The organism is Streptomyces odontomachicola (assembly GCF_039605595.1).
Taxonomy (GTDB): domain Bacteria; phylum Actinomycetota; class Actinomycetes; order Streptomycetales; family Streptomycetaceae; genus Streptomyces.
Window position 1 is genome coordinate 55,459 of the sequence record NZ_JBCFOK010000009.1, and the last position, 24,684, is coordinate 80,142.

General features: G+C 70.7%; 23 protein-coding genes. 11 read left to right on the forward strand and 12 right to left on the reverse strand.

All coding sequences use genetic code 11. From position 1 onward, the window contains the following. Positions 1-16: 16 nt before the first annotated feature. From ABEE00_RS18005 to ABEE00_RS18025, 5 genes are all read left to right on the forward strand, one after another. A complete protein-coding gene (locus ABEE00_RS18005) occupies positions 17-1,843 on the forward strand; it encodes an acyl-CoA dehydrogenase (protein ID WP_345746549.1) in 1,827 nt (608 codons plus the stop codon). Between the two features lie 126 nt (positions 1,844-1,969). Further along, positions 1,970-3,283 carry a M18 family aminopeptidase gene (locus ABEE00_RS18010; RefSeq protein WP_345746550.1) on the forward strand — a complete coding sequence of 438 codons (1,314 nt, stop codon included), beginning with the start codon at positions 1,970-1,972 and terminating at the stop codon, positions 3,281-3,283. 180 nt (positions 3,284-3,463) lie between these two features. After that, positions 3,464-3,685, forward strand: coding sequence for a hypothetical protein (locus tag ABEE00_RS18015; RefSeq protein ID WP_345746551.1), 222 nt, complete (start codon positions 3,464-3,466; stop codon positions 3,683-3,685). A 354-nt stretch (positions 3,686-4,039) separates the two neighbouring features. Continuing rightward, positions 4,040-4,996, forward strand: coding sequence for a C40 family peptidase (locus tag ABEE00_RS18020; protein WP_345746552.1), 957 nt, complete (start codon positions 4,040-4,042; stop codon positions 4,994-4,996). A 140-nt stretch (positions 4,997-5,136) separates the two neighbouring features. After that, complete coding sequence (locus tag ABEE00_RS18025; RefSeq protein WP_345746553.1) at positions 5,137-6,021, forward strand: helix-turn-helix transcriptional regulator; 885 nt, start codon at positions 5,137-5,139, stop codon at positions 6,019-6,021. 23 nt (positions 6,022-6,044) lie between these two features. Here ABEE00_RS18025 and ABEE00_RS18030 read toward each other — a convergent pair whose 3' ends face one another. Then, positions 6,045-7,901, reverse strand: coding sequence for an NHL domain-containing thioredoxin family protein (locus ABEE00_RS18030; RefSeq protein WP_345746554.1), 1,857 nt, complete (start codon positions 7,899-7,901; stop codon positions 6,045-6,047). A gap of 236 nt (positions 7,902-8,137) precedes the next feature. Between ABEE00_RS18030 and ABEE00_RS18035 the strand changes: the two genes are divergently transcribed. From ABEE00_RS18035 to ABEE00_RS18045, 3 genes are all read left to right on the forward strand, one after another. Further along, positions 8,138-8,380, forward strand: a complete 243-nt coding sequence (locus tag ABEE00_RS18035; RefSeq protein ID WP_345746555.1) for a hypothetical protein — start codon at positions 8,138-8,140, stop codon at positions 8,378-8,380. A 210-nt stretch (positions 8,381-8,590) separates the two neighbouring features. Further along, on the forward strand, positions 8,591-9,727 hold the full coding sequence (gene nicT / locus ABEE00_RS18040) for a Nickel transporter NicT (protein WP_451918609.1): 1,137 nt from the start codon (positions 8,591-8,593) through the stop codon (positions 9,725-9,727). Between the two features lie 351 nt (positions 9,728-10,078). After that, positions 10,079-10,306, forward strand: coding sequence for a hypothetical protein (locus ABEE00_RS18045; protein WP_345746556.1), 228 nt, complete (start codon positions 10,079-10,081; stop codon positions 10,304-10,306). A gap of 58 nt (positions 10,307-10,364) precedes the next feature. On the opposite strand, the gene ABEE00_RS18050 is transcribed toward ABEE00_RS18045, so the two are convergent. Then, a complete protein-coding gene (locus ABEE00_RS18050) occupies positions 10,365-10,562 on the reverse strand; it encodes a DUF397 domain-containing protein (protein ID WP_345746557.1) in 198 nt (65 codons plus the stop codon). After that, positions 10,559-11,380, reverse strand: a complete 822-nt coding sequence (locus ABEE00_RS18055) for a helix-turn-helix domain-containing protein (protein WP_345746558.1) — start codon at positions 11,378-11,380, stop codon at positions 10,559-10,561. The genes ABEE00_RS18050 and ABEE00_RS18055 overlap by 4 nt, the downstream gene beginning before the upstream one ends. A 103-nt stretch (positions 11,381-11,483) precedes the next feature. On the opposite strand from ABEE00_RS18055, the gene ABEE00_RS18060 reads away from it, so the two are divergent. Continuing rightward, complete coding sequence (locus ABEE00_RS18060) at positions 11,484-11,708, forward strand: hypothetical protein (protein ID WP_345746559.1); 225 nt, start codon at positions 11,484-11,486, stop codon at positions 11,706-11,708. A 237-nt stretch (positions 11,709-11,945) separates the two neighbouring features. Here ABEE00_RS18060 and ABEE00_RS18065 read toward each other — a convergent pair whose 3' ends face one another. Then, on the reverse strand, positions 11,946-12,371 hold the full coding sequence (locus ABEE00_RS18065) for a hypothetical protein (protein WP_345746560.1): 426 nt from the start codon (positions 12,369-12,371) through the stop codon (positions 11,946-11,948). A 509-nt stretch (positions 12,372-12,880) separates the two neighbouring features. On the opposite strand from ABEE00_RS18065, the gene ABEE00_RS18070 reads away from it, so the two are divergent. Beyond that, positions 12,881-13,711, forward strand: coding sequence for a maleylpyruvate isomerase family mycothiol-dependent enzyme (locus ABEE00_RS18070; RefSeq protein ID WP_345746561.1), 831 nt, complete (start codon positions 12,881-12,883; stop codon positions 13,709-13,711). Between the two features lie 245 nt (positions 13,712-13,956). On the opposite strand, the gene ABEE00_RS18075 is transcribed toward ABEE00_RS18070, so the two are convergent. From ABEE00_RS18075 to pdhA, 6 genes are all read right to left on the reverse strand, one after another. Continuing rightward, positions 13,957-14,178 carry a hypothetical protein gene (locus ABEE00_RS18075; protein ID WP_345746562.1) on the reverse strand — a complete coding sequence of 74 codons (222 nt, stop codon included), beginning with the start codon at positions 14,176-14,178 and terminating at the stop codon, positions 13,957-13,959. Between the two features lie 278 nt (positions 14,179-14,456). Then, a complete protein-coding gene (locus ABEE00_RS18080; protein WP_345746755.1) occupies positions 14,457-15,755 on the reverse strand; it encodes an MFS transporter in 1,299 nt (432 codons plus the stop codon). Between the two features lie 47 nt (positions 15,756-15,802). Continuing rightward, positions 15,803-16,489: a GntR family transcriptional regulator gene (locus tag ABEE00_RS18085; protein ID WP_345746563.1), complete on the reverse strand. Its 687-nt coding sequence runs from the start codon at positions 16,487-16,489 to the stop codon at positions 15,803-15,805. A gap of 90 nt (positions 16,490-16,579) precedes the next feature. Further along, complete coding sequence (locus ABEE00_RS18090; protein ID WP_345746564.1) at positions 16,580-18,085, reverse strand: dihydrolipoamide acetyltransferase family protein; 1,506 nt, start codon at positions 18,083-18,085, stop codon at positions 16,580-16,582. A 15-nt stretch (positions 18,086-18,100) separates the two neighbouring features. Further along, entirely contained in the window at positions 18,101-19,117 is a 1,017-nt protein-coding gene (locus tag ABEE00_RS18095) for an alpha-ketoacid dehydrogenase subunit beta (RefSeq protein ID WP_345746565.1), read from the reverse strand. A 1-nt stretch (position 19,118) separates the two neighbouring features. Then, positions 19,119-20,420 (reverse strand): pyruvate dehydrogenase (acetyl-transferring) E1 component subunit alpha, encoded by a 1,302-nt coding sequence (pdhA, locus tag ABEE00_RS18100; RefSeq protein ID WP_345746566.1) that lies wholly within the window; start codon positions 20,418-20,420, stop codon positions 19,119-19,121. Positions 20,421-20,814: 394 nt separating this feature from the next. Here pdhA and ABEE00_RS18105 point away from each other — a divergent pair, with 394 nt between their 5' ends. Further along, on the forward strand, positions 20,815-21,492 hold the full coding sequence (locus ABEE00_RS18105) for a response regulator transcription factor (protein ID WP_345746567.1): 678 nt from the start codon (positions 20,815-20,817) through the stop codon (positions 21,490-21,492). 51 nt (positions 21,493-21,543) lie between these two features. Here ABEE00_RS18105 and ABEE00_RS18110 read toward each other — a convergent pair whose 3' ends face one another. Continuing rightward, entirely contained in the window at positions 21,544-22,596 is a 1,053-nt protein-coding gene (locus ABEE00_RS18110; protein ID WP_451918610.1) for a phosphotransferase, read from the reverse strand. 159 nt (positions 22,597-22,755) lie between these two features. Next, positions 22,756-24,372 (reverse strand): protein kinase domain-containing protein, encoded by a 1,617-nt coding sequence (locus tag ABEE00_RS18115; protein ID WP_345746569.1) that lies wholly within the window; start codon positions 24,370-24,372, stop codon positions 22,756-22,758. Positions 24,373-24,684 lie beyond the last annotated feature (312 nt).

The window sequence follows — 24,684 nt, forward strand, 5'->3', positions numbered from 1 at the left end:
CAACGGAGCCGTCGCCATGGGGCACTACAAGTCGAATCTCCGCGACATCGAGTTCAACCTCTTCGAGGTGCTCGGACGCGACACGGTGTACGGCACCGGACCGTTCGCCGAGATGGACGTGGAGACCGCCAAGAGCGTGCTGTCGGAGATCGCGCGCCTGTCGGAGAACGAGCTGGCCGCCTCCTACGAGGAGGGTGACCGCAACCCGCCGGTCTTCGACCCGGAGACCAACACCGCGCCCGTACCCGCCGCCTTCAAGAAGAGCTACCAGGCGTACATGGACGCCGAGTGGTGGCGCCTGGGCATCCCGGAGGAGATCGGCGGCACCACCGCGCCGCGCTCCCTCCTCTGGGGCTTTGCCGAAACGATCCTGGGCTCCAACCCGGCGATCTGGATGTACGCGTCCGGGCCGGCCTTCGCCGGTGTGCTCCACGACGAGGGCACCGAGGAGCAGCACAAGATCGCCAAGCTCATGGCGGACCGGCAGTGGGGCTCCACCATGGTGCTGACCGAGCCGGACGCCGGCTCGGACGTCGGCGCGGGCCGCGCCAAGGCCACCCAGCAGGACGACGGCTCGTGGCACATCGAGGGCGTGAAGCGCTTCATCACCTCCGGTGAGCACGACATGTCGGAGAACATCGTCCACTTCGTGCTGGCCCGCCCCGAGGGCCACGGCCCGGGCACCAAGGGCCTGAGCCTCTTCATCGTGCCGAAGTACGACTTCGACTGGGAGACCGGCGAGCTCGGCGAGCGCAACGGCGTCTACGCCACCAACGTCGAGCACAAGATGGGCCTCAAGGTCTCCAACACCTGCGAGATGACCTTCGGCGCCAACCAGCCGGCCAAGGGCTGGCTGCTGGGCGAGAAGCACGACGGCATCCGCCAGATGTTCAAGATCATCGAGTTCGCGCGGATGATGGTCGGCACGAAGGCCATCGCCACCCTGTCGACCGGTTACCTGAACGCGCTGGAGTACGCCAAGGAGCGCGTGCAGGGCGCCGACCTGGCGCAGTTCACCGACAAGACCGCGCCCCGCGTCACCATCACCCACCACCCCGACGTGCGCCGCTCGCTGATGACGCAGAAGGCGTACGCGGAGGGCATGCGGGCCCTGGTGCTCTACACCGCCTCCGTACAGGACGAGATCCTGCTCAAGGAGCACGACGGCGAGGACGCCTCGGCCGCGCACCGCCTCAACGACCTGCTGCTGCCGATCGTGAAGGGCTACGGCTCGGAGAAGTCCTACGAGCAGCTCGCGCAGTCGCTCCAGACGCTCGGCGGCTCCGGGTACCTCCAGGAGTACCCGATCGAGCAGTACATCCGGGACGCCAAGATCGACACCCTCTACGAGGGCACCACCGCGATCCAGGGCCAGGACTTCTTCTTCCGCAAGGTCGTCCGCGACCAGGGCCAGGCCATGACCGCCCTGTCCGAGGAGATCAAGAAGTTCCTGTCCGAGGCGCAGGGCGGCGAGGACCTGGCGCAGGCCCGCGAGCAGCTCTCCAAGGCGGCCGTGGACCTGGAGGCCATCGTCGGCGCGATGCTGACCGACCTGGCCGCCACCGAGAAGGACGTGAAGTCGATCTACAAGGTCGGCCTCAACACCACCCGCTTCCTGCTCGCCTCCGGCGACGTCGTCATCGGCTACCTGCTGCTGCGCGGCGCCGCCGTGGCGCAGGAGAAGCTGGCGACCGCCTCCGCGAAGGACAAGTCCTTCTACGAGGGCAAGATCGCCGCGGCGAAGTTCTTCGCCGCGAACGTGCTGCCGCAGCTCACCGTGCAGCGCGAACTGGCCGAGTCCATCGACCAGTCGGTGATGGAGCTCGACGAGGCGGCGTTCTGATCCGCAGGGTCTGAACGCGGCGCCGCCGTCCTCCCCGGCGGCCACCCCTCATCCGGAACGTCCCGCTCCGCCCCATCCGGCGGGAGCGGGACGTTTCGCTTCGTATGGCTTCGTATGCTGAGGCATATGAGTTCGAGCCCCCAGCGTCCGGCGCTTCCGCAGCAGCCCTTCGACCGCGCGCACACCGACGGCCTGATCGACTTCCTCGCCGCCTCGCCCACGCCGTACCACGCGGTCGCGAACGCGGGGGAGCTGCTGGAGAAGGCGGGCTTCCGGCAGGTCGAGGAGACCGAGCCCTGGGACTCCTCGGCCGGCGGCAAGTACGTGCTGCGCGGCGGCGCGATCATCGCCTGGTACGTGCCGGAGGGCGCGACGCCCGCCACCCCCTTCCGGATCGTCGGCGCGCACACCGACTCCCCCAACCTGCGCGTGAAGCCGGTCCCCGACACCGGCGCGAACGGCTGGCGGCAGCTCGCCGTCGAGGTGTACGGGGGCACCCTGCTGAACACCTGGCTGGACCGCGACCTGGGCCTCGCGGGGCGGCTGTCGCTGCGCGACGGCAGCACCCGGCTGGTGAACGTGGACCGCCCGCTGCTCCGCGTACCCCAGCTCGCCATCCACCTGGACCGGCAGGTCAACGACGGCCTGAAGCTGGACCGCCAGCGCCACATGCAGCCGGTGTGGGGCCTCGGCACCCCGCGCGAGGGCGACCTGGTGTCCTTCCTCGCCGAGGAGACCGGCCTGGCGGCCGGGGACATCGCGGGCTGGGACCTGATGACGCACAGCGTCGAGCCGCCCGCCTACCTGGGCCGCGACCGCGAACTGGTCGCCGGGCCGCGGATGGACAACCTGCTGTCGGTGCACGCGGGAGCCGCGGCCCTCGCCGCCGTGGCCGAAAGCGGCGGCGGCTCGTACATCCCGGTCCTCGCCGCCTTCGACCACGAGGAGAACGGCAGCCAGTCGGACACCGGCGCCGACGGGCCGCTGCTCGGGAACGTGCTGGAGCGCTCGGTGTTCGCGCGCGGCGGCGGGTACGAGGACCGGGCGCGGGCCTACGCGGGCACCGTCTGCCTCTCCTCCGACACCGGCCACGCGGTGCACCCCAACTACGCCGAGCGGCACGACCCCGGGCACCACCCGATGCCCAACGGCGGCCCGATCCTGAAGGTGAACGTCAACCAGCGGTACGCCACAGACGGCCCGGGCCGCGCGGTGTTCGCTGCGGCCTGCGAGCGCGCCGACGTGCCGTGGCAGAGCTTCGTGTCCAACAACGCGATGCCGTGCGGCACGACGATCGGGCCCATCACCGCGGCGCGGCACGGCATCACGACCGTGGACATCGGCGTGGCCATCCTCTCCATGCACTCCGCGCGCGAGCTGTGCGGCGCCGAGGACCCGTGGCTGCTGGCCAACTGCCTGACCTCGTTCCTGGGCGGCTGAGAAGCCGGACGGCCGGTCCCGCGGGGCGCACGCCGGTGGTGTGTGCCAAGTGGGCGCGTGCTTCCGGCCGTTGCGCGGCGCAGGGGATGTGCGGCCGATTGCCTCCCCTCCGGCCGGGTACCCGGTGCGCCGTACGGGCCCGCAGAGCCAACCGGCGACTCCGGCAGGGGAGGCCATTCGATGGGCATCGTCATCTGCATCGGCATGATGGCCGTGGGCGCGATCCTCACGTTCGCCGTCGACTTCAACACCAGCGCGGTCAACCTCGACGTGGTCGGGATGATCCTGCTGCTGGTCGGCACGATCGGACTGTGCTCCTTCATCAGCATCTTCAAGCGCCGCCGCATGCAGCCGCCGTCCCCGGCGGCCAAGGTGGAGGAGGAGATCCACCGCATCGAGTGAGCGGAGACCTTCACCGAGCCGAGGCGCACCCGTGCCCCGCACCGCATGGTGCGGGGCACAGCCGTGTGGGCGTCCGGGCGCGCGTACGGGTGTGCCGCGGGACGGTCCGTACGTCCCGACACGTCCCGGCAACTGCCGCCGTACGTCTCGCCGTTGGCGTCCCATGTGTACGTCTCAGCAGGTCAGAGCCCTGAGACGTACGGGCTTGTCCCATGGGACGGCGGAGCGCCGGAAACCCCCTGATCCGGCTCACAGGATGGTTCACGTCGCCGAGGAGGCCGGTCGCCGCACCGGCCGGGCGGCCCCACCATTCGCAGGCCGACGCCCGTCGGCCGGACCTCAGGGGGAAGTCCCATGCGCACCACCCAGACCTCACGTATCCGACGTACGGCGCTGAAGCGCGTGCTCCCGGCCGTCGCCGCCGCCTCGGTCGGCATCACCGGACTCGTCGGCTGCTCCTCGGCCGGCGCGGCGGGCACCGACGACGCGAAGGCGGACTCGGCGGCCAAGTCGACGGTCACCAGCCGGGACACCAAGGCGGACGCCGGGAAGCAGAAGGCGGCGCAGGGCGTCAGGAAGATGGCGGCCGGTACGGAGTTCCCGACCTGGGGCACCGACTGGGTGGTGCACCAGACGCCGGACACCAACTCGCCCAAGGTGGGCACGCTCAACGCCGGAGCGCCCGGCAAGGACAAGATCGTCGCCGATCACCAGGTGGACACCGGCAAGAAGGTCTGCGAGGGCGACGCCTGCTCGACCTTCATGGCGCACATCACCGGACCGGTCAACGGCTATGTGACCGTCGTCGCCGCCGACATCCCCGAGGACCGGCTGCCCGGCGTACCGGTGCAGGGCGGCGGCCAGCAGCCCCCGCCGCCGGCGCCCGCGCCCGGCGACCGCGGCGAGGCGCTCAAGCGCGCGGCGACCTGGCTCACCGCCAACAACGGCCGGCAGGTCCCGTACTCGCAGACCGCGCGCTGGAAGGACGGCTACCGCCAGGACTGCTCCGGGTACGTGGCGATGGCGCTCGGCCTCAAGGCGCCGGGCCCGAACACCGTGGGCCTGACCGACCCCGCGTTCACCAAGCCCATCGCGCTGAACGACCTCAAGCCCGGTGACCTGCTCATCGACGCGGCGGGCGACAACAACACGCGGCACGTCGTGATGTTCGAGAAGTGGGACAACCCGCAGCACTCCTCGTACACCGCCTACGAGCAGCGGGGCGAGCACGGCACGGACCACCGCAGCCTGACGTACGGGCTGAAGAACCCGGAGTACAAGCCGGTCCGCCCGGTCGTCTTCAAGGACTGACGCCGGGAACGAGGAGAAGGGGACCAGCGGGCCCGCCGCGCCATCGGGGGAGCGGCGGGCCCGCTTCCGTGTGCGCGGACTTCTTCACTTCACGGCGATGACCGCACGGCGCCGCGGCGACTGTGCTGAAATGCAGTGTTGTGCATGACAAGTCGAACCGCGATGCGGCACCCTCCCGAGCGTCCTCGCGCAGGAAGCCGCTGAGCCCGCTTCCGGACGATCTCGCCCCCGAGGTACGGGACTTCGCGACAGCCCTGCGCCGGATGCACGGCGAGCTGGGCTACAGCCTCAAGGCGCTGGAGGGCCGCCTGCCCGCCAGCCGCTCCTCGCTCTCGCGCTATCTGCGCGGCGAGAGCCTGCCGGACGAACGGCTGCTGGTGCAGTGGTGCAAGCAGTCCTTCACCGGCGAGGACCGCCTGCCGGAACTGGTGGGGCTGCTGCACAGGGCGAACGCGGCGAACGAGGCCGGTGCGGCGAGTGCGGCGGACCAAGCGCCGGTTGAGGAACCCGCCGCCCCCGAACCCGTCGTGCTGAATGCCCCGGAGAGCGCAGGCGGTACGGGCCGTACGCACCGACCCCGCCGCTCCCGCGTCCTGCTGGCCACCCTCGGCGTGGCCGCCGTCGCAGCGGCGGCGGCCGGCACGGTGTACGGCCTCAACCACGGGGACGACGGCGCCGGTTCGGACAAGGGCGCCGAGGGCCCCACCCTGCAGCTCACCGTCTACAACGTGGAGACGAGCTGCCAGCGGAGCCACCGCCGCGAGTGCGCGCTCGGCCTCGCCAAGGACCCGTACGTGCCCTACCGGCCCTCCAACATCGCGGGCCGTGTGTGGCACGACGACCATCTGCGCGCGCTGTGCCGCATCTCCAACGGGACGACCGTGACCAGCGAGGACGGCGGGCACAGCAGCATCTGGTTCAAGGTGGGCTGGAAGGGCGGGAAGGACGGGCACGCCTGGATGCCCGGCATCCGCGTACGCCCCGAGCACCTCAAGGACACCTCGCTGCGGCGCTGCGACACGTGAGCCACGTAACCGCTCTGGGGCCGTTACGCGTCCAAGCCCGCCAGCACCAGCGGCAGCCGGGCCGTCCCGTCCTCCGTCACGCGCACAGGGACGCCCCAGTCCTGCTGGTGGACGTGGCAGGCCGGGTACTCGTTGTCGGGGTCGTCGTCGCAGCTCGCGGCCATCGCGGACACGTGCAGCACGCCCTCCGTGACGCCGTCGGCGAGAGTCACGTCTCGTGCGAGGTCGGTGCCCTGCCCCTCGCCGTCCGCGAGGAGTTCCGGCGGGGTGGCGCTGACCAGGAGGCGGGTCGAGGGGCCGTACCGCTCGTCCAGCTTCTGGCCCGCGGGCGCCTGGAAGACCACGTCCACGCGCAGCTTCCCCGGCGCGACCTCGGTCGCCGCGCGCTGGGTGCGGTGCGCGACGGACTCGACCTCGACGGCCTCCTCCGGCAGCTTGAGCCGGGTCAGCCGGTGCCGCGCGGACTCCACAACGACGATCTGTGACGTGCCGTCCTCGGCGAGCACCGCGTCCGAGGGCTCCCGCAGGTCGGTCGCGAGCGTGGTGACGGCGCCGCTCTCGGGCTCGTACCGGCGCAGCGCGTGGTTGTACGTGTCGGCCACCGCGACCGAGCCGTCCGGCAGCGCGGTGACGCCCAAGGGGTGCTGGAACAGGGCCTGACCCGCGTCGCCGTCCCGGTGCCCGAAGTCGAAGAGCCCGGTGCCGACGGCCGTACGGACGGCGAAGCCCTCGCCGTCGCCCTCGCGCTCGACCCAGCGCAGCGCGCTCGTCTCCGAGTCGGCGATCCACAGCCTCTCGCCGTCGGCCGAGGCGGAGAGCCCGGACGGCTGCGCGAACCACGCTTCCGCCGCCGGTCCGTCGACCAGCCCCTCGTTCGTGGTCCCCGCGGCCGCCGCGACCTCGCCCGTCTCCGGGTCGTACGTCCACAGCTGGTGCACACCGGCCATCGCGATCCACAGCCGGCCGGCGAACCAGGCCAGGTCCCACGGCGAGGACAGCGCGACCTCGCGCGCGGGTCCCGCGTCGGGCGAGCCCTGCCACCACTGCTCGCCGGTGCCGGCCAGGGTCGTGGTCTCGCCCGTGGCCGGGTCGAAGCGGCGCAGCAGGTGGTTCACGGTGTCGGCCACGGCGACCCCGCCGTCCGGGAGCAGCGCGAGGCCCTGCGGCTCGCTGAACCGCGCCGCCTCCGCCGGGCCGTCCTGGGCACCGCGCTCGCCGGTCCCGATGCGGCGTACGACGGTCGTGCCGTCCGCGTCCAGCTCGACGAGCTGGTGCCGGGTGGTGTCGGTGACCAGCAGGTTTCCGCCGCTGCCCGCGGTACCGCCGGCCGGGAGCCGCAGCGCCTTGCCGGGGAAGCGGAGGTCGGTGGGGACCGGCTCGGGGGGTACGTAGGGGCCGTCGCCGCGGTGCAGCGTGCCCTTGGCCGCGTGCTCCTCCTCGAGCTGCTCGACCAGCGCCTCGATGGCGTGCGCGTGGCCCTCGCCCGCGTGCTGCGCGACCACGTACCCCTCGGGGTCGATCACGACGAGGGTGGGCCAGGCGCGGACCGCGTACTGCTTCCAGGTGGCGAGCTCGGGGTCGTCGAGCACGGGGTGGTGCACCTCGTAGCGCTCGACGGCGTCGACCACGGCCTGGTGCTCGGCCTCGTGCACGAACTTCGGGGAGTGCACGCCGACGATCACCACGGTGTCGCTGTGCCGCTCCTCCAGCTCCCGAAGCTCGTCCAGGACGTGCAGGCAGTTGATGCAGCAGAAGGTCCAGAAGTCCAGGACGGTGATCTTCCCCCGCAGGTCCGTGAGGGAGATGTCCTTACCGCCGGTGTTGAGCCAGCCGCCCTTGCCGGTGAGCTCGGGCGCCCGTACGCGCGCGTGTGCAGCCATACCCGTGTCCAACAGCGCGTTCCCGTGTCCGCATTCCCCGGAGGCAACATCTGTCACACCGTGTCAGTGGTGTGACAGAGGCGCGTAACAACGCCCCCTGACGGCTTGGGGTGCGCGGCGGCGGCGTGCTGGAGTGACACGTGTTCGAGGGCCCTCGCACACACACTCTGACCTGATGCGGAGGGAGCGCGCCTTCCGGTGTGCTCCCTCCGCGTACATGCGAAAAGAGGGGAAACATGCGCACGTTCAAGCGCGCGGCGCTGCTCGGCGCCACCGTCGTGGCCGCCACCGGTCTCGCCGTCGGAGGGGCCCAGGCGGCCGAGCAGCACGAGACGATGACGCAGGGCGACTACAAGAAGGACTGCCACACCGAGCAGACCCAGAAGGAAAACGACATGGCGCAGGGCGCCAAGACCGTGATCGACAAGTGCACGCCCGACGGGCCGGGCAGCATGGTGATCCACTGGCACTACGCCTGATACAGAGCGCCTGACACAGCGCTCCGAACGGCGGCCCCGCCGTCCCCTTCACCGGGGGCGGCGGGGCCGCTTTCGTACGCATCGCCGCCCGACGCCTCGTTCCGGGCATCCATGGGCTTCCGGCGTCCGAACCTTTACTGCACGTTGATTGCAGGTACGGACAGCCCACTTCTAGCGTGGCGGCGCAAGCCCGCCGGAGCGAGAGAAGCCATGACCAGCACCGATACGCAAACCCCCGCATCCACCACCGCGGAGGGCTCCGGCTCGGCGCTCTCCCGCATGCGCCGCTCCATCACCCGCGAGGAGTGGACCCGGCTCGGCGGCATGGGCGCCTTCATCCTGGCCCTGCACGTGATCGGCTGGGGCACCCTGGTGTGGATCGTGGCCCCGCAGCACTACAGCGTCGGCACCCAGACGTTCGGCATCGGCATCGGCGTCACCGCGTACACGCTCGGCATGCGGCATGCCTTCGACGCCGACCACATCGCGGCGATCGACAACACCACGCGGAAGCTGATGGCCGAGGAGAAGCGGCCGCTGTCGGTGGGCTTCTGGTTCTCGCTGGGCCACAGCAGCATCGTGTTCGCGCTGGCCGTGCTCCTGTCCCTCGGCATCAAGGGCCTGGCGGGCCCGGTCAAGAACGACAGCTCGGGCCTGCACGAGATCACCGGACTGATCGGCACGACCGTCTCCGGCGTCTTCCTCTATGTCATCGCCATCCTCAACCTCCTCATCCTGGCCGGGATCTGGAAGGTCTTCCGCAAGATGCGCGGCGGGCACTACGACGAGGCCGAGCTCGAGGAGCAGCTCAACAACCGCGGCTTCATGAACCGGCTGCTCGGCCGCGTCATGAAGTCGATCACCAAGCCCTGGCAGATGTACCCGCTGGGGCTCCTCTTCGGCCTCGGCTTCGACACCGCGACCGAGATCGCGCTCCTGGTCCTGGCCGGCTCGGGCGCGGCCTCCGGCCTCCCCTGGTACGCGATCCTGTGCCTCCCCGTCCTGTTCGCGGCGGGGATGTCCCTGCTCGACACGATCGACGGTTCCTTCATGAACTTCGCGTACGGGTGGGCGTTCTCGAAGCCCGTACGGAAGGTCTACTACAACCTCACGATCACGGGGCTCTCGGTCGCGGTGGCCCTGATCATCGGCACGGTCGAGCTCCTGGGCCTGCTCGCCGAGAAGCTGGAGCTGCACGGCGCGTTCTGGGACTGGATCGCCGGCCTCGACCTGAACACGGTCGGGTTCGTCATCGTCGGCCTGTTCTTCGCGACGTGGATCGCGGCGATGGTGGTGTGGCGGGTGGCGCGGATCGAGGAGAAGTGGTCGGCGGACATGCGGGAGTGAGGTTCGCGTGTGTGGTTGCTCTGCGTTGTGACCGCCGGTCGGGTGCGCTTCTGGTTGCTTCCCGCCGCGGCGGGGTCTGGGTTTGTGGTTGCGCCCGGCTTGTGAGTGACGGCCCGCCCTACGACGCTTCGCGCCTCCGGCCGGGCCTTGCTCCGGTCTGCGGCGTCCGGCTGGGTGGCGTACGAGCCGTCGCCCTGCGCTCTCCTCGCCTGCGTTCCCGGGCGGAAACGGCTGTCACGGGGCGGTAATAGGGCGGTACAGCCCTTGGCCGCGGGGGCTCCCCGGTGATCGACTCGCAGTGGTCCGGACCGAATTGACCACTCGACTCGACGACCACAACCGGGGAAACACATGAGCTCGTTCCGCAAGAAGGCCGCCGTCGTGGGGGCCGGCCTCGTCGCCGCCTCCGGCCTGTCCCTCCTCGGCGCGGGCACCGCGTCCGCCGAGGGCGGCCACTACCCGTCCGAAGAGGCGTGCATCCAGTCCATCAAGAACGACGACCACGGCAACGGCCGCTTCACCTGCGAGAAGCAGCCTGATGGTTCCTACACCGTCGTGAAGACGGGCGACTTGGGCTGAGCGCCCCTGCGTGCCTGACGGCCGCCACGGTTTGCGCGCACCGTGGCGGCGGTCGCGTCTACGCCGTGCGGGCGGAGGCGTACGCGACGAAGGCGCGCCACGCGGGGGTGGGGACGCACAGGTGCGGCACAGTGTCGGGGCGCTTCGAGTCCCGGATGTGAACGGTGGGCGCCCCCGCACACCCCGCCACTTCAACGCAGTTGCCACCCTCGCTGTCGCTGTGGCTGGACTTGAACCACTCAAGTCGCTCGCTCATAGCTCTCCCACCATCTGCTCGATGAGCCGCGCAGACCCCTCCGCGCTGAGGGCCTGCATGCGGATCTTGCCATAGCGGCGCAGCAGCGTATTGGTGTCTGCCGGATCCGAAGTGAGGCTGCTGACCATGTGGACTTCCATGTACCCGTAGAGCTCCTGGCTCCTGGTCTCCAACACCACCATAGGCCCGGTCATCGCAGCCGCAGTTACTCGGTCGAAGGGCAATACCTGGACTGAGACGTTACGTTGCTGACCCACCTCGAGCAGGCGCTGCAACTGACGCCGATACGTGTCCCGACCACCTACGGGTACACGGAGCACCGCCTCTGAAAGTACACAGCTGTACTCCGCTAGCGGCGCGGCATCCTGGGACAACAACGCCTGCCGCTCAATCCGCGCCGTGACACGCTGTTCCACAGTCTTGTTGTCCAGCGGCGGGCAGTGGTCCTCGATCAGCGCCCGCGCGTACTCCTCTGTCTGCAGCAGGCCCGGTACGTGTGAGCTCTCGTACGTCCAGAGGCAACTGGCCTGCTGCTCCAGAGCGATGAAGTCCTGCGCTTTCGGCGCGAACTTCTGCGGCTCCTGATACAGCAACCCCGCCTTCAACTTGCCGTTCGCACCGAACAGTTCGTCGCCCCGCTCGGCCATCGCCGGAGGGCACTTGCGGCGGCCCGTTTCGACCGACTTCAAGGTGTCGAGCGAGTAGCCGACCGCCTCAGCCGCGGTTTCCCGGCCTATGCCCACGTCCTCGCGCCACAGCCGGAACTGGTTGCCCAAGTACCGAAAGTTCGCTGGTAGTTCGCCGTTCGCTTCGGACATGGGCGCACCGCCTCCGTGTACAAGGGGTGTACAGGACCCACAACCCGGATTTGTACACCCTCAGTCACTCCCAGATTAGGCACTGCTCCACAACGGTGTCCGTATGACGGACGAACACGTATATGCGGACCCTGTCGCGGACACCCAGCGCGCAGTCGACGAACTGCGCGCGGCCCTCCACGCCGTGGGCCTCACGCTCCCCTCGCTCGGGATCGACCTCATCTCGTACGCGCAGCAGACGCCGGACCCCCTGGTCGCGCTGGGCCGCTGCAACCGCGAGACCGCGCGACGCCTGGCCTCCGTACTGCGAGGGCGGGCACCGCGATGAAGTGGCTCCGCAACCTCCTGACCCGGCGGCCACGAACCGCAGCACCGGAGCCGGCCGCCCCACCACCCGCGTTCAGCCGCCCGAAACACAGCGAACCCCTCCGCGGCGAGGACTCCCCCCTCGTACGCCCCTACCTCGTCGCCCACGAACAACGCATGCGCCGCCGCGAGCTGGCCCTCGCCGCACTGGGCCAGGACCCGCCGGGCCCGACATGGGCACACGGCGTGGAACTCACCCTCAGCAACGCAGCAGCTCACTCCGCCGCCGCGCCTCCCACTCGCCGGGAGCCAGCGGCCGGCACCACTGCCACAGCAGTACGGGAAAGAGCCCGAACGCGATCGGTACGCACACCACCATGACCACCGCCCCCACGCCGCCCAGCCCGGACATCGCGTACCCGACGGTGCCCCCGAACCGCCCCCGGGGCGACGTCCGGCCGCCCTCTCCCGTCCACGCCGAAGCGGAATGCCAACTGCTCGCCGCGCCCAGCAACACCACCACGGGGACGACAGCCCACGCGGGCAGCCCGCTTCCGATCGCGCCCATGGCGATGCCCACCGTCATCGCGCCCACCAGACACGTCATGGCCAGCAGAAACACCACGACCCAGGCCCGCCGGAGCCAGTACGAGGTGCCGCGCCGATACCACGACGTACCCAGCATGCGTACGGGCTCAATGCCGGGACGACCACCTCGCGTTGCGCCCTGGGACGGCATGACTCCGAGCGTGGGGCTCGCGGTTGGGGCCGTGGGGGTGTCCGTGCTCGTGACCGGGATCAATCCCCGGGTCTTCGGGGCGTACGGGGAGCGGACGCGACGGATGAAGTGGGCGTTGTCCGGGGTCACGCCGCGCAGCGCTCCATGGCACGTGCGGCGGTGGATGCTGTGGGGCGCGCTGGGACTCCTCGTGCCGAGCCTCGCGTTCGGGGTCGGTACGCGGTAGCCGTACGCAGTGGGGCGGGGATCGCCAAGGTCTAGCGGAATGCCCGGATTTGGGGTGCGGGGCGTGCGGTGGGCGGCACCGCGCCTGTCGGCGCGCGGGGCGAGCGAGGGATAATCGGAACCGTCAACGCCCCCTAGCATCGTCACTCAAAAGCACTGCCGGGGTGCCCGCACGCAGCGTAACTTGAGAGCACTCAGTCCGCGAACGTCCGTAACGCCCGAGGGGTCCCGTGACCGACCACCCAAGCCTGCAGCCCTACATCGACGCCTGGACCGAGTCCATCGAAGCGATATCCGCGCTGGTGACGCCGCTTGCCGAGGGCGAGTGGAACCGGCCGACCGCTTGCACGGGATGGTCCGTACGGGATGTCGTCTCGCACATCATCGGCATCGAGTGCGAACTGCTCGGCGATCCCCGCCCGATACACAGCCTGCCCCGCGACCTGTACCACGTCGTCGACGACCGCAGCCGGCACATGGAGGTGCAGGTGGACGTCCGCCGGCACCACACGGGGCCCGAGATGACGAGCGAGCTGGAGTACACGGTCATCCGCCGCTCGCGGCAGCTGCGGAACGAGAAGCGGGGGCCGCAGGACGCGGTTCCGCACGTCCTGCCGGGCAAGGAAAAGATCACGCTGGAGCAGCTGCTGCAGCTCCGGGCCTTCGATGTGTGGGTGCACGAGCAGGACATACGCCGGGCTCTGGGCAAGCCGGGCAATCTGGATTCGGCGGGCGCGTACGTCGCACGGGACGTGCTGATCGCCGGGTTGCCGAAGGTGGTGGCCAAGGAGGCGGCCGCGCCGGCCAATTCGGCGGTGGTCGTGGATGTGAGCGGTCCGGTGGAGTTCCTGCGGACCGTGCGGGTTGACGGGGAGGGGCGGGGGTCCGTCGACGGCAGCCCCTCGCTCGGGCCCGCGGTGACCCTGTCCCTGGATTGGGAGACCTATGTGCGGCTGGCCTGTGGGCGCGTGCGGGTCGATGCGGTCGCGGATCGCGTGAAGATCGAGGGCGACGCCCCGCTGGCCACGGCGATCCTCAACAATTTCGCCGTCACGCCCTGAGCAGGTAACGGCCTAGATGAAAACATGTTCCCCGGGCCTCCACGAAGACCCGGGGAACATATCCGCTCTGGCGTGAAGCTACTTCAAAGCCGCCCTTCAGGGCCGCTCTCAATTCCGCCACAAAGGCCGCCGCCATACGACGCCTCAATGCGACGCCTTAATGCGACGCCTTAATGCGACGCCTTAATGCGACGCCTTAATGCGACCCGGAAAATTCGGCCTGGAAGCGCTCATTGCGAGCTATGTCAGTCGTTGCCGACTTCGAGCAGCCAGCCGTCCTTCTGCTCGGTGCACATGAAGCCGGCCTTGTGGCCGTTGTCCGTCAGCTTGTTGCCCTTGTCCATGCATGCCTTGTGGCTGGGGAGGCCGCGGTACTCGTCCGCCGCCTGCGCCGTCGCCGCGGTGGCGCCGGTGATCGCCGCGAGCGAGGCCATGACAACTGCTGCCTTCACGAACCTGTTACGCATTTTGCCTCAATCATGTACGACTCGTGCGAGTTCACGCCGAGCCATGAATTACATCGGTCAGGGGTGCCCAGTCCACTCGAGACGGAAAGCGAATCCGCTTTCTTCCCCCGGCACCCGAGAGAAAACTATCAGTGCCCCCTGCAACGAGAACAGTTTCCTGGCCTTTCTGTTACAGCACCAGGATTTCCATGACAGTCCCGGAACACCCCACACGCGCCCGCCCTGCCCGGCCCCTCGCATAGCTTCTGGTTCGCATAGCTTCTGGCCGAAGGGGTGCTTCACGCCGGGACGTGGACCGCCTCCACCCTGCTCGCCACCACCCGCTCGCGCTCGCGGCGGACCGCCCGCCCCCGCAGGCGGAGGATCTGGGTCACGCCCACCGCCTCCAGGACGAAGATGCTCGCGAAGGCGATGCGGAAGTCGTCCGCGGTGAGGTCCAGCAACACACCCACCGCCAGCAGCGTGGTCATGGACGCCGTGAAGCCCCCCATGTTCACGATGCCGGACGCCGTCCCCTGCCGCTCGGGCGGATTCGCCGGACGGGCGAAGTCGAAGCCGATCATGGAGGCGGGGCCGCAGGCGCCCAGGACCGTGCACAGCACGACCAGGAGCCAGCCGGGCGCCTGGCCCGGCCACGCCAGGACGGAGGCCCACGCCGCCGCCGTCACCCCCACCGTGCCCAGCGCGATCGGCGTGCGCGCCGCGTGGTGCCGGGCGATCACCTGCCCGTACACGAGGCCCACCGCCATGTTGGACAGCACGACGAGGGTGAGGAGTTCGCCCGCCTCCTCGCGCCGCATCCCCTGCGCCTGCACCAGGAACGGCATGCCCCACAGCAGCAGGAACACCATCGCCGGGAACTGCGTCGTGAAGTGCACCCACATGCCGAGCCGGGTGCCGGGCTCACGCCATGTCTCGGCGATCTGGCGGCGTACGTACCCCCGCCCCACCACAGGCGGCGCCGTGGACACCGCGTACCCCTTCGGCTGATCGCGCAGGAAGAGGGCGCTCAGCACGAAGATCAGCACGCCGCCCAGCGCGCTCCCGGCGAAGGTCGGCAGCCAGCCGAACTCGTCGAGCAGGCGGGCCAGTACGAGCGTGGTGACCAGGTTCCCTGCCATCCCGATCAGCGCGGCGATCTGCGCCACCAGCGGCCCGCGCCGCGCGGGGAACCACCGCGAGCCCAGCCGCAGCACGCTGATGAACGTCATCGCGTCCCCGCACCCCAGCAGCGCACGGCAGGCCAGCGCCGCCGCGTACGAGGAGGACAGCGCGAAGCCGAACTGGCCCACCGTGAACAGCACGACGCCCAGCAGCAGCACCTTCTTGGTGCCCCACTTGTCCACCAGCAGGCCGACGGGTATCTGCATCCCCGCGTACACGAGGAGTTGGAGTATGGAGAAGGTGGAGAGCGCCGAGGCGTTGATGTCGAAGCGGTGCGCGGCGTCCAGGCCCGCGACGCCGAGGCTGGTGCGGTAGGTGATCGCGATGAAGTAGACGGCGACGCCCAGGCCCCAGACGGCGACCGCACGGGCACCGCCCGGCGGGTCGACGGGTCCGGGCCCGGGACCGGGTATGCCGCGGGGAGATCCGGACCCCGACGACCCCGCGGAATCGGCGACGCTCACCGCTCATCACCCTGCACCAGACTTCGCACCCGGCCGACGTGCCCGCGCACGGCGTCCGCAGCGGCCTCCGCGTCGCCGGCCCGCAGCGCGGCCAGGATCTCGGCGTGCTCGGTGATGTTCTTGGTGACCCGGTCGGGCAGCGCGTGCATCACCGCGACGCCCATCCGTAGCTGCCGGTCCCTGAGCTGGTCGTACAGCCGGGTGAGGATCTCGTTGCCGGTGGCCTTCACGATCTCGGCGTGGAAGCAGCGGTCGGCCCCGGCGAGCGCCGCCAGGTCGCCCGCCTCCGCGTGCGCCCGCTGCTCGTCCAGGAGCTCTTCCAGGCGCGTGATCAGCGCGTTCGACGGCGGGGTGCACTTGCGTACGGCGTGCTCCTCGACCAGCAGGCGGGTCTCCACCACATCGGTGATCTCCTGCGCGGAGACCGGCAGCACCAGGGCGCCCTTCTTGGGGTAGAGCCGCAGCAGGCCCTCGGCCTCCAGGCGCAGCAGCGCCTCGCGTACGGGGGTGCGCGAGACGCCCACGGCCTCCGCGAGCTCGCCCTCGGTCAGCAGGCTTCCGCCCTCGTAACGCCGCTCCAGCACCCCCTCTTTGACGTGTGCGTAGACGCGTTCGGCGGCGGGCGGCTGCTTGGGAGAGGGGGACGAGGGCGGGGTGGCCGGAGCGGCGGACGCGACAGGCATGTGCACACCTTAGATACAACACGCACGCAAAAGGGAGCCCCGTTCCGCATCGCGGACGGGGCTCCCCGGGACTTCTGCGCGCTGTGTCGCTTACGTCCAGGTCATCAGCCGCTTCGGGCGCTCCAGTACGGCGGCGACGTCGGCCAGCACCTTCGAGCCCAGCTCACCGTCGACCAGCCGGTGGTCGAAGGAGAGCGCGAGGGTGGTGACCTGGCGCGGCTTCACCTTGCCCTTGTGCACCCAGGGCTGCTCGCGCACCTGCCCGAAGGCGAGGATCGCGGACTCCCCGGGGTTGAGGATCGGCGTGCCGGTGTCCACGCCGAAGACCCCGACGTTGGTGATGGTCACCGTGCCGCCCTGCATCGCGGCCGGGCTGGTCTTGCCCTCGCGGGCGGTGGTGACCAACTCACCCAGTGCGGATGCCAGTTCGGGCAGGGTCTTGGCCTGGGCCTCCTTGATGTTCGGGACGACCAGTCCGCGGGGCGTGGCCGCGGCGATGCCGAGGTTCACGTAGTCCTTGCGGACGATCTCCTGATTGGCCTCGTCCCAGGCGGAGTTGACCTCCGGGTTGCGCCGGATGGCCACCAGGAACGCCTTGGCCACCAGCAGCAGCGGGTTGACCCGCACGCCCGCCATGTCCGGGTCCTGCTTGAGGTCCTGGACGAGCTTCATGGTGCGGGTCACGTCCACCGTCACGAACTCGGTGACGTGCGGCGCGGTGAAGGCGCTGTTGACCATCGCCTGCGCGGTGGCCTTGCGCACCCCGCGGATCGGCGTGCGCGTCTCGCCCTCGCGCTGGTGCCGCGCGAGCGGCGACTCGGCAGCCGCCGGCGCGGGCTCCGCCTCGACGGGCTGCTCGGGCTCCGCGACCTGCGCGGGCTGCGGCGGCGCCGCGGCGGCCGTCACGTCCTCGCGGGTCACGATCCCGCCCTCGCCGGTCGGCGTGACCGAGGCGAGGTCCACGCCGAGGTCCTTCGCCAGCTTGCGTACGGGGGGCTTCGCGAGGGGGCGTACGGGGGCTCCGGCGGGGGCGCCCGCAGCACCGGCGGCGGGCTGCGCGGTGGTCTGCGCCGAGTGCCCGTTGAGCCCGGGCGCCGCGCCCGTGCCCGCCGAAGTGCCCTCCTGAGCGGGCGCGCCGGCCTGCGAACCCACCTGCGGCGCGGGCTGCTGGTCACCCCCACGGGGCTTGCGCGGCCGCCGCTTCGTGGAGCTCTGCGAGACCCCGTACCCGACCAGCACGGGCTGGCGGCCCTCGGAGGCGCCCTCCTCGGCGGGGGTCTCCTCGGCAGCGGGAGTCTCCACAGGTCCGTCGGCCCCCTCGCCGGAGGCGGAACCCGTGTTCACCGCGATGATCGGCGTGCCGACATCCACGGTCGTACCCTCGTCGAAGCGCAGCTCGTGCACCGTGCCGTCGAACGGGATCGGCAGCTCGACGGCCGCCTTCGCCGTCTCCACCTCGCACACGACCTGTCCGTCGGTCACGGTGTCACCGGGCCCGACGTACCACTTGAGGATCTCCGCCTCCGTCAGTCCCTCGCCCACGTCGGGCATCTTGAACTCACGGATTCCGGTCGTCCCACTCGCGCTCTCGGTCATCGTCACGGCTCTCCCTCAGTACGCCAGCGCGCGGTCGACGGCATCGAGCACCCGGTCGAGACCCGGCAGGTACTCGTCCTCCAGCCGGGCCGGCGGATACGGCGCGTGGAAGGCTCCGACGCGCAGTACGGGCGCCTCCAGATGGTAGAAACACCGCTCGGTGATCCGCGCGGCGATCTCCGAACCCGTTCCCAGGAAGACCGGTGCCTCGTGCACCACGACCAGCCTGCGGGTCTTCTCGACCGAACGCTGGACCGTGTCGAAGTCGATCGGGGACATCGAGCGGAGGTCCACGACCTCCAGCGAGTTGCCCTCCTCCTCGGCCGCCGCGGCAACCTCCATGCAGGTCTTCACCATCGGCCCGTACGCGGCGAGCGTGAGGTCGGTGCCCTCGCGCACGGTCTGCGCCTGGTGCAGCGGGGCGGGCACGGCCGACGTGTCGACCTCGGCCTTGTCCCAGTAGCGCCGCTTGGGCTCGAAGAAGATGACCGGGTCGTCGCACTCGATGGCCTGGCGCATCATCCAGTACGCGTCCGAAGCATTGGAAGGAGACACGCACTTGAGGCCCGCGACGTGCGCGAACAGCGCCTCGGGCGACTCGCTGTGGTGCTCCACGGCGCCGATGCCGCCCGCGTACGGAATGCGGATCACGATCGGCAGCTTGATCTTGCCGAGCGCCCGCGCGTGCATCTTGGCGAGCTGGGTGACGATCTGGTCGTACGCGGGGAAGACGAAGCCGTCGAACTGGATCTCCACCACGGGCCGGTAGCCGCGCAGCGCGAGCCCGATCGCGGTGCCCACGATGCCCGACTCGGCCAGCGGGGTGTCGATGACCCGCTCCTCGCCGAAGTCCTTGAGCAGCCCGTCGGTGATCCGGAAGACGCCGCCGAGCTTGCCGACGTCCTCGCCCATGATGAGGACCTTGGGGTCGCTCTCCAGGGCCGAACGCAGCGCCTCGTTCAGGCCCTTGGCCAGCGGAAGCTTCTGCACGGTCTGCGGTGCGCCCGACGCGGGCGCTGTGGCGGTCGCCATCTCAGCGGCCCTCCTCGGTGTCGGCGAAGGACGCTTGGTACTCGGCGAACTGCGCGCGCTCCTCGTCCACCAGCGCGTGCCCGTCCGCGTAGACGTTCTCGAACATGGCCATGGTGTCCGGGTTGGGCATGGTGCGGATGGACTCGCGCACGTGCTTGCCCATCTCCTCGCTCTCCGCCTCCAGTTCGTCGAAGAAGGCGGCGTCCGCGAGCCCCTCCTTCTCCAGGTGGGTGCGCAGCCGCAGGATCGGGTCCTTGGCCTCCCAGGACTCGCGCTCCGCGTCCTCCCGGTACCGCGTGGGGTCGTCGGAGGTGGTGTGCGCGCCCATGCGGTAGGTGTACGCCTCGATCAGCATCGGGCCCTCGCCGGTGCGCGCGCGCTCAACTGCCGCGCGGGTCACCGCGAGGCAGGCCAGCACGTCGTTGCCGTCCACGCGCACGCCGGGGAAGCCGAAGCCCGCGGCGCGCTGGTAGAGCGGGACGCGGGACTGCTTCTCGACGGACTCGGAGATCGCCCACTGGTTGTTCTGGCAGAAGAAGACCACCGGCGCGTTGTAGACCGAGGCGAAGGTGAAGGACTCGTTCACATCGCCCTGGCTGGAGGCGCCGTCACCGAAGTACGCGATCACCGCGGAGTCCGCGCCGTCCTTGGCCACGCCCATCGCGTAGCCGGTGGCGTGCAGGGTCTGCGAGCCGATGACGATCGTGTACAGGTGGAAGTTGTTGGTGTTCGGGTCCCAGCCGCCGTGGTTCACGCCGCGGAACATGCCGAGCAGGTTCGTCGGGTCGACGCCGCGGCACCAGGCCACGCCGTGCTCACGGTAGGTGGGGAAGACGTAGTCGTCGTCGCGCAGCGCGCGGCCGCTGCCGATCTGCGCGGCCTCCTGGCCCAGCAGCGAGGCCCACAGACCCAGTTCGCCCTGGCGCTGCAGTGAGGTCGCCTCGGCGTCGAAGCGGCGGGTGAGGACCATGTCCCGGTACAGGCCGCGGAGCTCTTCTGCGGAGATGTCCAGCGAGTAGTCCGGGTGCTCGACCCGCTCCCCCTCGGGGGTCAGGAGCTGTACGAGGTCGGCGCCGTCCTGGCCCGTGCCCTCCGCAGCGGGCCGGCTGGAGCGCGCCGCGTTCTTCCCGGAGGCGGCCTTCCCGGAGGCGGCGCGGGTGTTACGGGTGCTGCGGGTCTTGCTCGAAGCGGTGGTGCCCTTTGCGGCGGTGCCCTTGGCGGCCGCCGGTTTGCCGGCTGCGCGCTTCTTCCCGGTGCCGCCGCCGCGCGCCGCGTCGCGGGCGGCAGTGCTCTCCACGGTCACTTCTGCTCCTCTGTCTGTCCGGCCCCCGGGGTCGCCGGCGGCCTGGGGTCCCCACCCGGAAGGCGAGGGGAGGCTCGCCCTATCCCGTACGGCGCACGGGGTGGGTGCGGCGCGGACGGAATCGAGCGGTGACTGATGTCCCTTTTCCCGATGGCCCGCGGGAGCCAAGCCCAGAACTCCATACACGCACGAAGCCGCCGTGACCTGCAACTTTGTTCGGATATCCAATAAAGAACTCGGAAATCCAAACAACTCGTCCCGATCGGGGACATCACTGGTCACGGGATCGCACGGTCCGCGGACATCCGCACGTTATCCCGCGGCATACGAGTGCGGGAAGGGTTGCGAGGCGCACTGAGGCGCAGCGCGGAGGCCCGTATGTGAGACTGAGCGCGTGCGCGAAGACGGAAAAATCAGGGTATTCCTCCTCGACGACCATGAGGTGGTCCGTCGCGGCGTCCACGACATGCTGTCCATGGAATCGGACATCGAGGTGGTGGGTGAGGCCGGTACGGCCGCGGACGCGCTCTCCCGCATCCCCGCGACCAGGCCCGATGTGGCCGTGCTCGATGTGCGGCTGCCGGACGGGAGCGGGGTGGAGGTCTGCCGCGAGGTCCGTTCGCGCGACGAGGGGATCAGGTGTCTGATGCTCACCTCGTTCTCCGACGACGAGGCGCTCTTCGACGCGATCATGGCCGGGGCCTCCGGCTATGTGCTCAAGGCGATCCGCGGCCAGGAGCTGCTGACCGCGGTACGGGATGTGGCGGCCGGCAAGTCGCTGCTGGACCCGGTGGCCACCCAGCGGGTGCTGGAGCGGCTGCGGCACGGCGGCCGCACGCAGCAGGACGAGCGCCTCGCCTCGCTCACCGAGCAGGAGCGCAGGATCCTCGACCTGATCGGCGAGGGCCTGACCAACCGCGCGATCGGCGAGCGCCTGCACCTCGCCGAAAAGACGATCAAGAATTACGTCTCCAGCCTGCTCTCCAAACTGGGAATGGAACGCCGCTCCCAGGCGGCGGCATATGTGGCCCGCATGCAGGCGGGGCACCCGCAGGAGGGCTCGGGCTCCTGAGAAACCGGGTCGCCGCCGTACGGGGTGCCACCTGGGGTTTTCGGCTCGCTCTCAGTCCGCGAACGCGTTGCGTACCGGGTCGTAATGCGTCGTCCACCACTGGACCAGGGCCGCCGCCGGGGGGAACAGGGGGTCGGCCCTGGGGTCGCTGAGCTGGTAGCGCCAGCGGAGCATCCAGAAGTCGTTCAGGCGCTCCCACCACACGCGGTGCACCGCCGCACCCAGTTCCCCGGCGTCCGCACCGGCCGCTTCGCGGTAGGCCCGCGCGTACGCCCGCACCCGGCGCAGGTCCAGCGTGCCGTCGGGGCGCAGGAAGAAGATGACCGCGGCGCGCACCGCCTCCTCGGCGCGCGGCTGCACGCCGAGCCTGTCCCAGTCGACGATGGCCACCGGGTCGCGCCCCTCACCCGCGCCGCTGCCGTCCGGCGCGTCCTCCCCATACAGCAGGTTGAGCGGGTGGAAGTCGCCGTGCACCCAGCCCGCCACCGGCTCGCCGCCCTCCGGCGGGCGCTGCCCGGCGCAGCGGCGCAGCAGCGCGCGGCGCTCCACGAGCCGCCGCTCGGCGAGCTCGTCGAAGGCGTCCGGCGCCGAGCGCGCCCGCACCCGCGCGAGGAGCTCCCCGATGACCTCGTAGGAGTCCTCCGGGTCGGCGCTGGGGTGGGGCGGCGCCGGCTCCGCCGGTATGACCCGGGCGAGCTGGGTGTGCACACGGCCCAGCAGCGCGCCGAGCCGCCGCGACTGGGTGCGGCTCAGCTCGCAGCCGTGCCGGTGCCGCCCGTCGATCCAGGGGTGCAGCGCGAAGCAGTCGCCGCCGAGCACGGTGACGGTGCCGCCCTCCGCGTCCGGCACGGGCGGCACCACGGGCAGCCCGTGCGCGGCGAGCCTGGCCGTCGCGTGGTGCTGGCGGCCGATGGCCTCGGGTTCCCCGTCCAGGTGGTGCTTCAGGAAGAACCGGCCGCGGGTGGTGGCCAGTTGGTACCCGCGGTTGAGCAGGCCCTGTGCGACGGGGCGGCAGGACAGCGGCTGTCCGGCGGCGTACCGGTCGACGAGCGTGCGCAGGGTGTGCGCGGGGAGCGGAGGGTGCGAGGGCTGCACGGGCGGCATCGTAGAGGATGCGGGCGACCCTGCGTAAAAGACCCGTAACAGCCCCCCGGAGAGAGGCTGTTACGGGTACGGGGCGGAGGCGGCGCCGGGCCGCGTACTCCTTGCTCGCCGAGTGCTCGCCGAGTACTCGCCGAACGCTTGCCGAGTGCCGGCCGCGTGCTAGCCGAGCGGGCCGGCGCCGCCGTCGGCGCCCGCGGTCTGGCCGCTGTCGGTGCCGCCGTCGGTCGGGCCGCCGTTGTTGCCGCCGGTGTCGGTCGGCTGGTCGGTCGGCTGGTCCGTGGGCTGGTCGGTCGGCTCGTCAGTCGGCTGGTCGGTCGGCTGGTCGGTCGGCTGGTCGGTCGGCTGATCCGTGGGCTGGTCGGTCGGCTGATCCGTCGGCTGGTTCGTGGGCTGGCGAGTCGGCTCGTTGGTCGGCTCGTCCGTCGGGTAGTTGCCCGTGTCGCCGGTGCTGGTGCCGTCGTGCTCGGTCGGCGTCGGCGTCGGCTCCTCGGACGTCTTCTCGTCCTTCGGCGAGGAGCTGGACGGCGAGGGCTTGGCCGGGGGCTTGTCGCCGCCGCCGCTGCTGTTCACCGCGATGAAGACGCCGGCCGCGATGGCGATCACCGCGAGGAACGCGATCAGCGCGTACTTGAGGCCCTTGCGCCCACCGCCACCGCCGCGGTGCGAGCCGGTCTCGAAGCCGCCGTCGTCGTCCCGCGGAGCGCCCATCAGCAGCGGCGGACCGAGCTGCGAGGTGTCGCTGTGCGTGGGGTGCTGCTGCGCGCCGGGCACGCCCATGGCCGGGGTGGTGGCGCTCGCGTGGCCGGCGGCCGGGCCGGTGTTCCACATGCCGCCGGTGTGGCCGCCCTGCTCGTGGAGCATCCGCAGCGCGTACTGCGTCAGGCCGCGCATCTCCTCGGCGGACTGGAAGCGGTCGTCGGGGTCCTTGGCGAGCGAGCGCATCACCAGGCCGTCGAGCTCCGGCGGCACCTCGGGCGACATCTCCGAGGGCAGCACCGGGTCGTCCTGCACGTGCTGGTAGACCACGGAGAGCGGGGTCTCGCCGGTGAACGGCGGGCGCAGGGTGAGGAGTTCGTACAGCAGGCAGCCCGTGGCGTACAGGTCGGAGCGGGTGTCCACGGTCTTGCCGAGGGCCTGCTCGGGCGACAGATACTGCGGGGTGCCCATCACCATGCCGGTCTGCGTCATGGTGTTGGACGCGCCGTGCAGCGCGCGGGCGATGCCGAAGTCCATCACCTTCACCGCGCCGGTGTTGGTGATGATGACGTTGGCCGGCTTGATGTCCCGGTGCACGATGCCGTGCTGGTGGCTGTAGGCCAGCGCCTCCAGGACGCCGGACACGATGATCAGCGCCTGGTCGGCGGGCGGCGACTCCGCGTTCAGCAGCAGCTCGCGGATCGTGCGGCCCTCGACCAGCTCCATCACGATGTACGGCGTGATGTTGCCGCCGATCATCTCCTCGCCGGAGTCGTAGACCGCGACGACGGAGTGGTGGTTGAGCCCGGCGACGGACTGTGCCTCGCGGGTGAAGCGGGCCTTGGAGACCGGGTCCTCGGCGAGGTCGGAGCGGAGCAGCTTCACCGCGACCGTGCGGCCCAGCCGCAGGTCCTCGGCGCCGAAGACCTCTGCCATGCCGCCGCGCCCGAGCCGCCGGGTAAGCCGGTACCGGCCGTCGCCGACCAGGCCGTTGTTACCCCACAGCTCCGGCGAATCGGGCATGGAGCCGCCCGTCTCGTCGGGGTCCGGAGGGCCCCCGGCGGCCTGCGTCTGTGCCATCAGTCCTCGCCGTCGATTCGGTCCGCGCGGTGCGCGGGACGTCCTCCCCCGCGTCTCGCCGGGGAGATGCTCACGGGGACGCCGCGTTCCCTTTATCAGAGCGATCCCCGTAGTGGAGGCTACAGGCTCGGGAGAGGTACATGGATGGGGACGGAGGAGCCATCCAAGCGCCCGCGCGGACCCGATGGCAAGTTCGCTCTCCGTGGGCGCTCCACGGGCCCCGCGCCGATCCTGCGCGGCGCGCCCACCGCGCCCGCACCGCGCGCCCGCCCCACCCGCGGCGCCCCGGCACCGCCCCCGCGCCGCCCGCGC

Bases quoted from the DNA above. Each gene is read 5' to 3' on its own strand.
- ABEE00_RS18005 (WP_345746549.1), top strand. From the start codon at position 17: ATGGGGCACTACAAGTCGAATCTCCGCGACATCGAGTTCAACCTCTTC.
- ABEE00_RS18010 (WP_345746550.1), top strand. From the start codon at position 1,970: ATGAGTTCGAGCCCCCAGCGTCCGGCGCTTCCGCAGCAGCCCTTCGAC.
- ABEE00_RS18015 (WP_345746551.1), top strand. From the start codon at position 3,464: ATGGGCATCGTCATCTGCATCGGCATGATGGCCGTGGGCGCGATCCTC.
- ABEE00_RS18020 (WP_345746552.1), top strand. From the start codon at position 4,040: ATGCGCACCACCCAGACCTCACGTATCCGACGTACGGCGCTGAAGCGC.
- ABEE00_RS18030 (WP_345746554.1), bottom strand. From the start codon at position 7,901: ATGGCTGCACACGCGCGCGTACGGGCGCCCGAGCTCACCGGCAAGGGC.
- ABEE00_RS18035 (WP_345746555.1), top strand. From the start codon at position 8,138: ATGCGCACGTTCAAGCGCGCGGCGCTGCTCGGCGCCACCGTCGTGGCC.
- nicT (WP_451918609.1), top strand. From the start codon at position 8,591: ATGACCAGCACCGATACGCAAACCCCCGCATCCACCACCGCGGAGGGC.
- ABEE00_RS18045 (WP_345746556.1), top strand. From the start codon at position 10,079: ATGAGCTCGTTCCGCAAGAAGGCCGCCGTCGTGGGGGCCGGCCTCGTC.
- ABEE00_RS18050 (WP_345746557.1), bottom strand. From the start codon at position 10,562: ATGAGCGAGCGACTTGAGTGGTTCAAGTCCAGCCACAGCGACAGCGAG.
- ABEE00_RS18055 (WP_345746558.1), bottom strand. From the start codon at position 11,380: ATGTCCGAAGCGAACGGCGAACTACCAGCGAACTTTCGGTACTTGGGC.
- ABEE00_RS18060 (WP_345746559.1), top strand. From the start codon at position 11,484: ATGACGGACGAACACGTATATGCGGACCCTGTCGCGGACACCCAGCGC.
- ABEE00_RS18065 (WP_345746560.1), bottom strand. From the start codon at position 12,371: ATGCTGGGTACGTCGTGGTATCGGCGCGGCACCTCGTACTGGCTCCGG.
- ABEE00_RS18075 (WP_345746562.1), bottom strand. From the start codon at position 14,178: ATGCGTAACAGGTTCGTGAAGGCAGCAGTTGTCATGGCCTCGCTCGCG.
- ABEE00_RS18085 (WP_345746563.1), bottom strand. From the start codon at position 16,489: ATGCCTGTCGCGTCCGCCGCTCCGGCCACCCCGCCCTCGTCCCCCTCT.
- ABEE00_RS18090 (WP_345746564.1), bottom strand. From the start codon at position 18,085: ATGACCGAGAGCGCGAGTGGGACGACCGGAATCCGTGAGTTCAAGATG.
- ABEE00_RS18095 (WP_345746565.1), bottom strand. From the start codon at position 19,117: ATGGCGACCGCCACAGCGCCCGCGTCGGGCGCACCGCAGACCGTGCAG.
- ABEE00_RS18110 (WP_451918610.1), bottom strand. From the start codon at position 22,596: ATGCCGCCCGTGCAGCCCTCGCACCCTCCGCTCCCCGCGCACACCCTG.
- ABEE00_RS18115 (WP_345746569.1), bottom strand. From the start codon at position 24,372: ATGGCACAGACGCAGGCCGCCGGGGGCCCTCCGGACCCCGACGAGACG.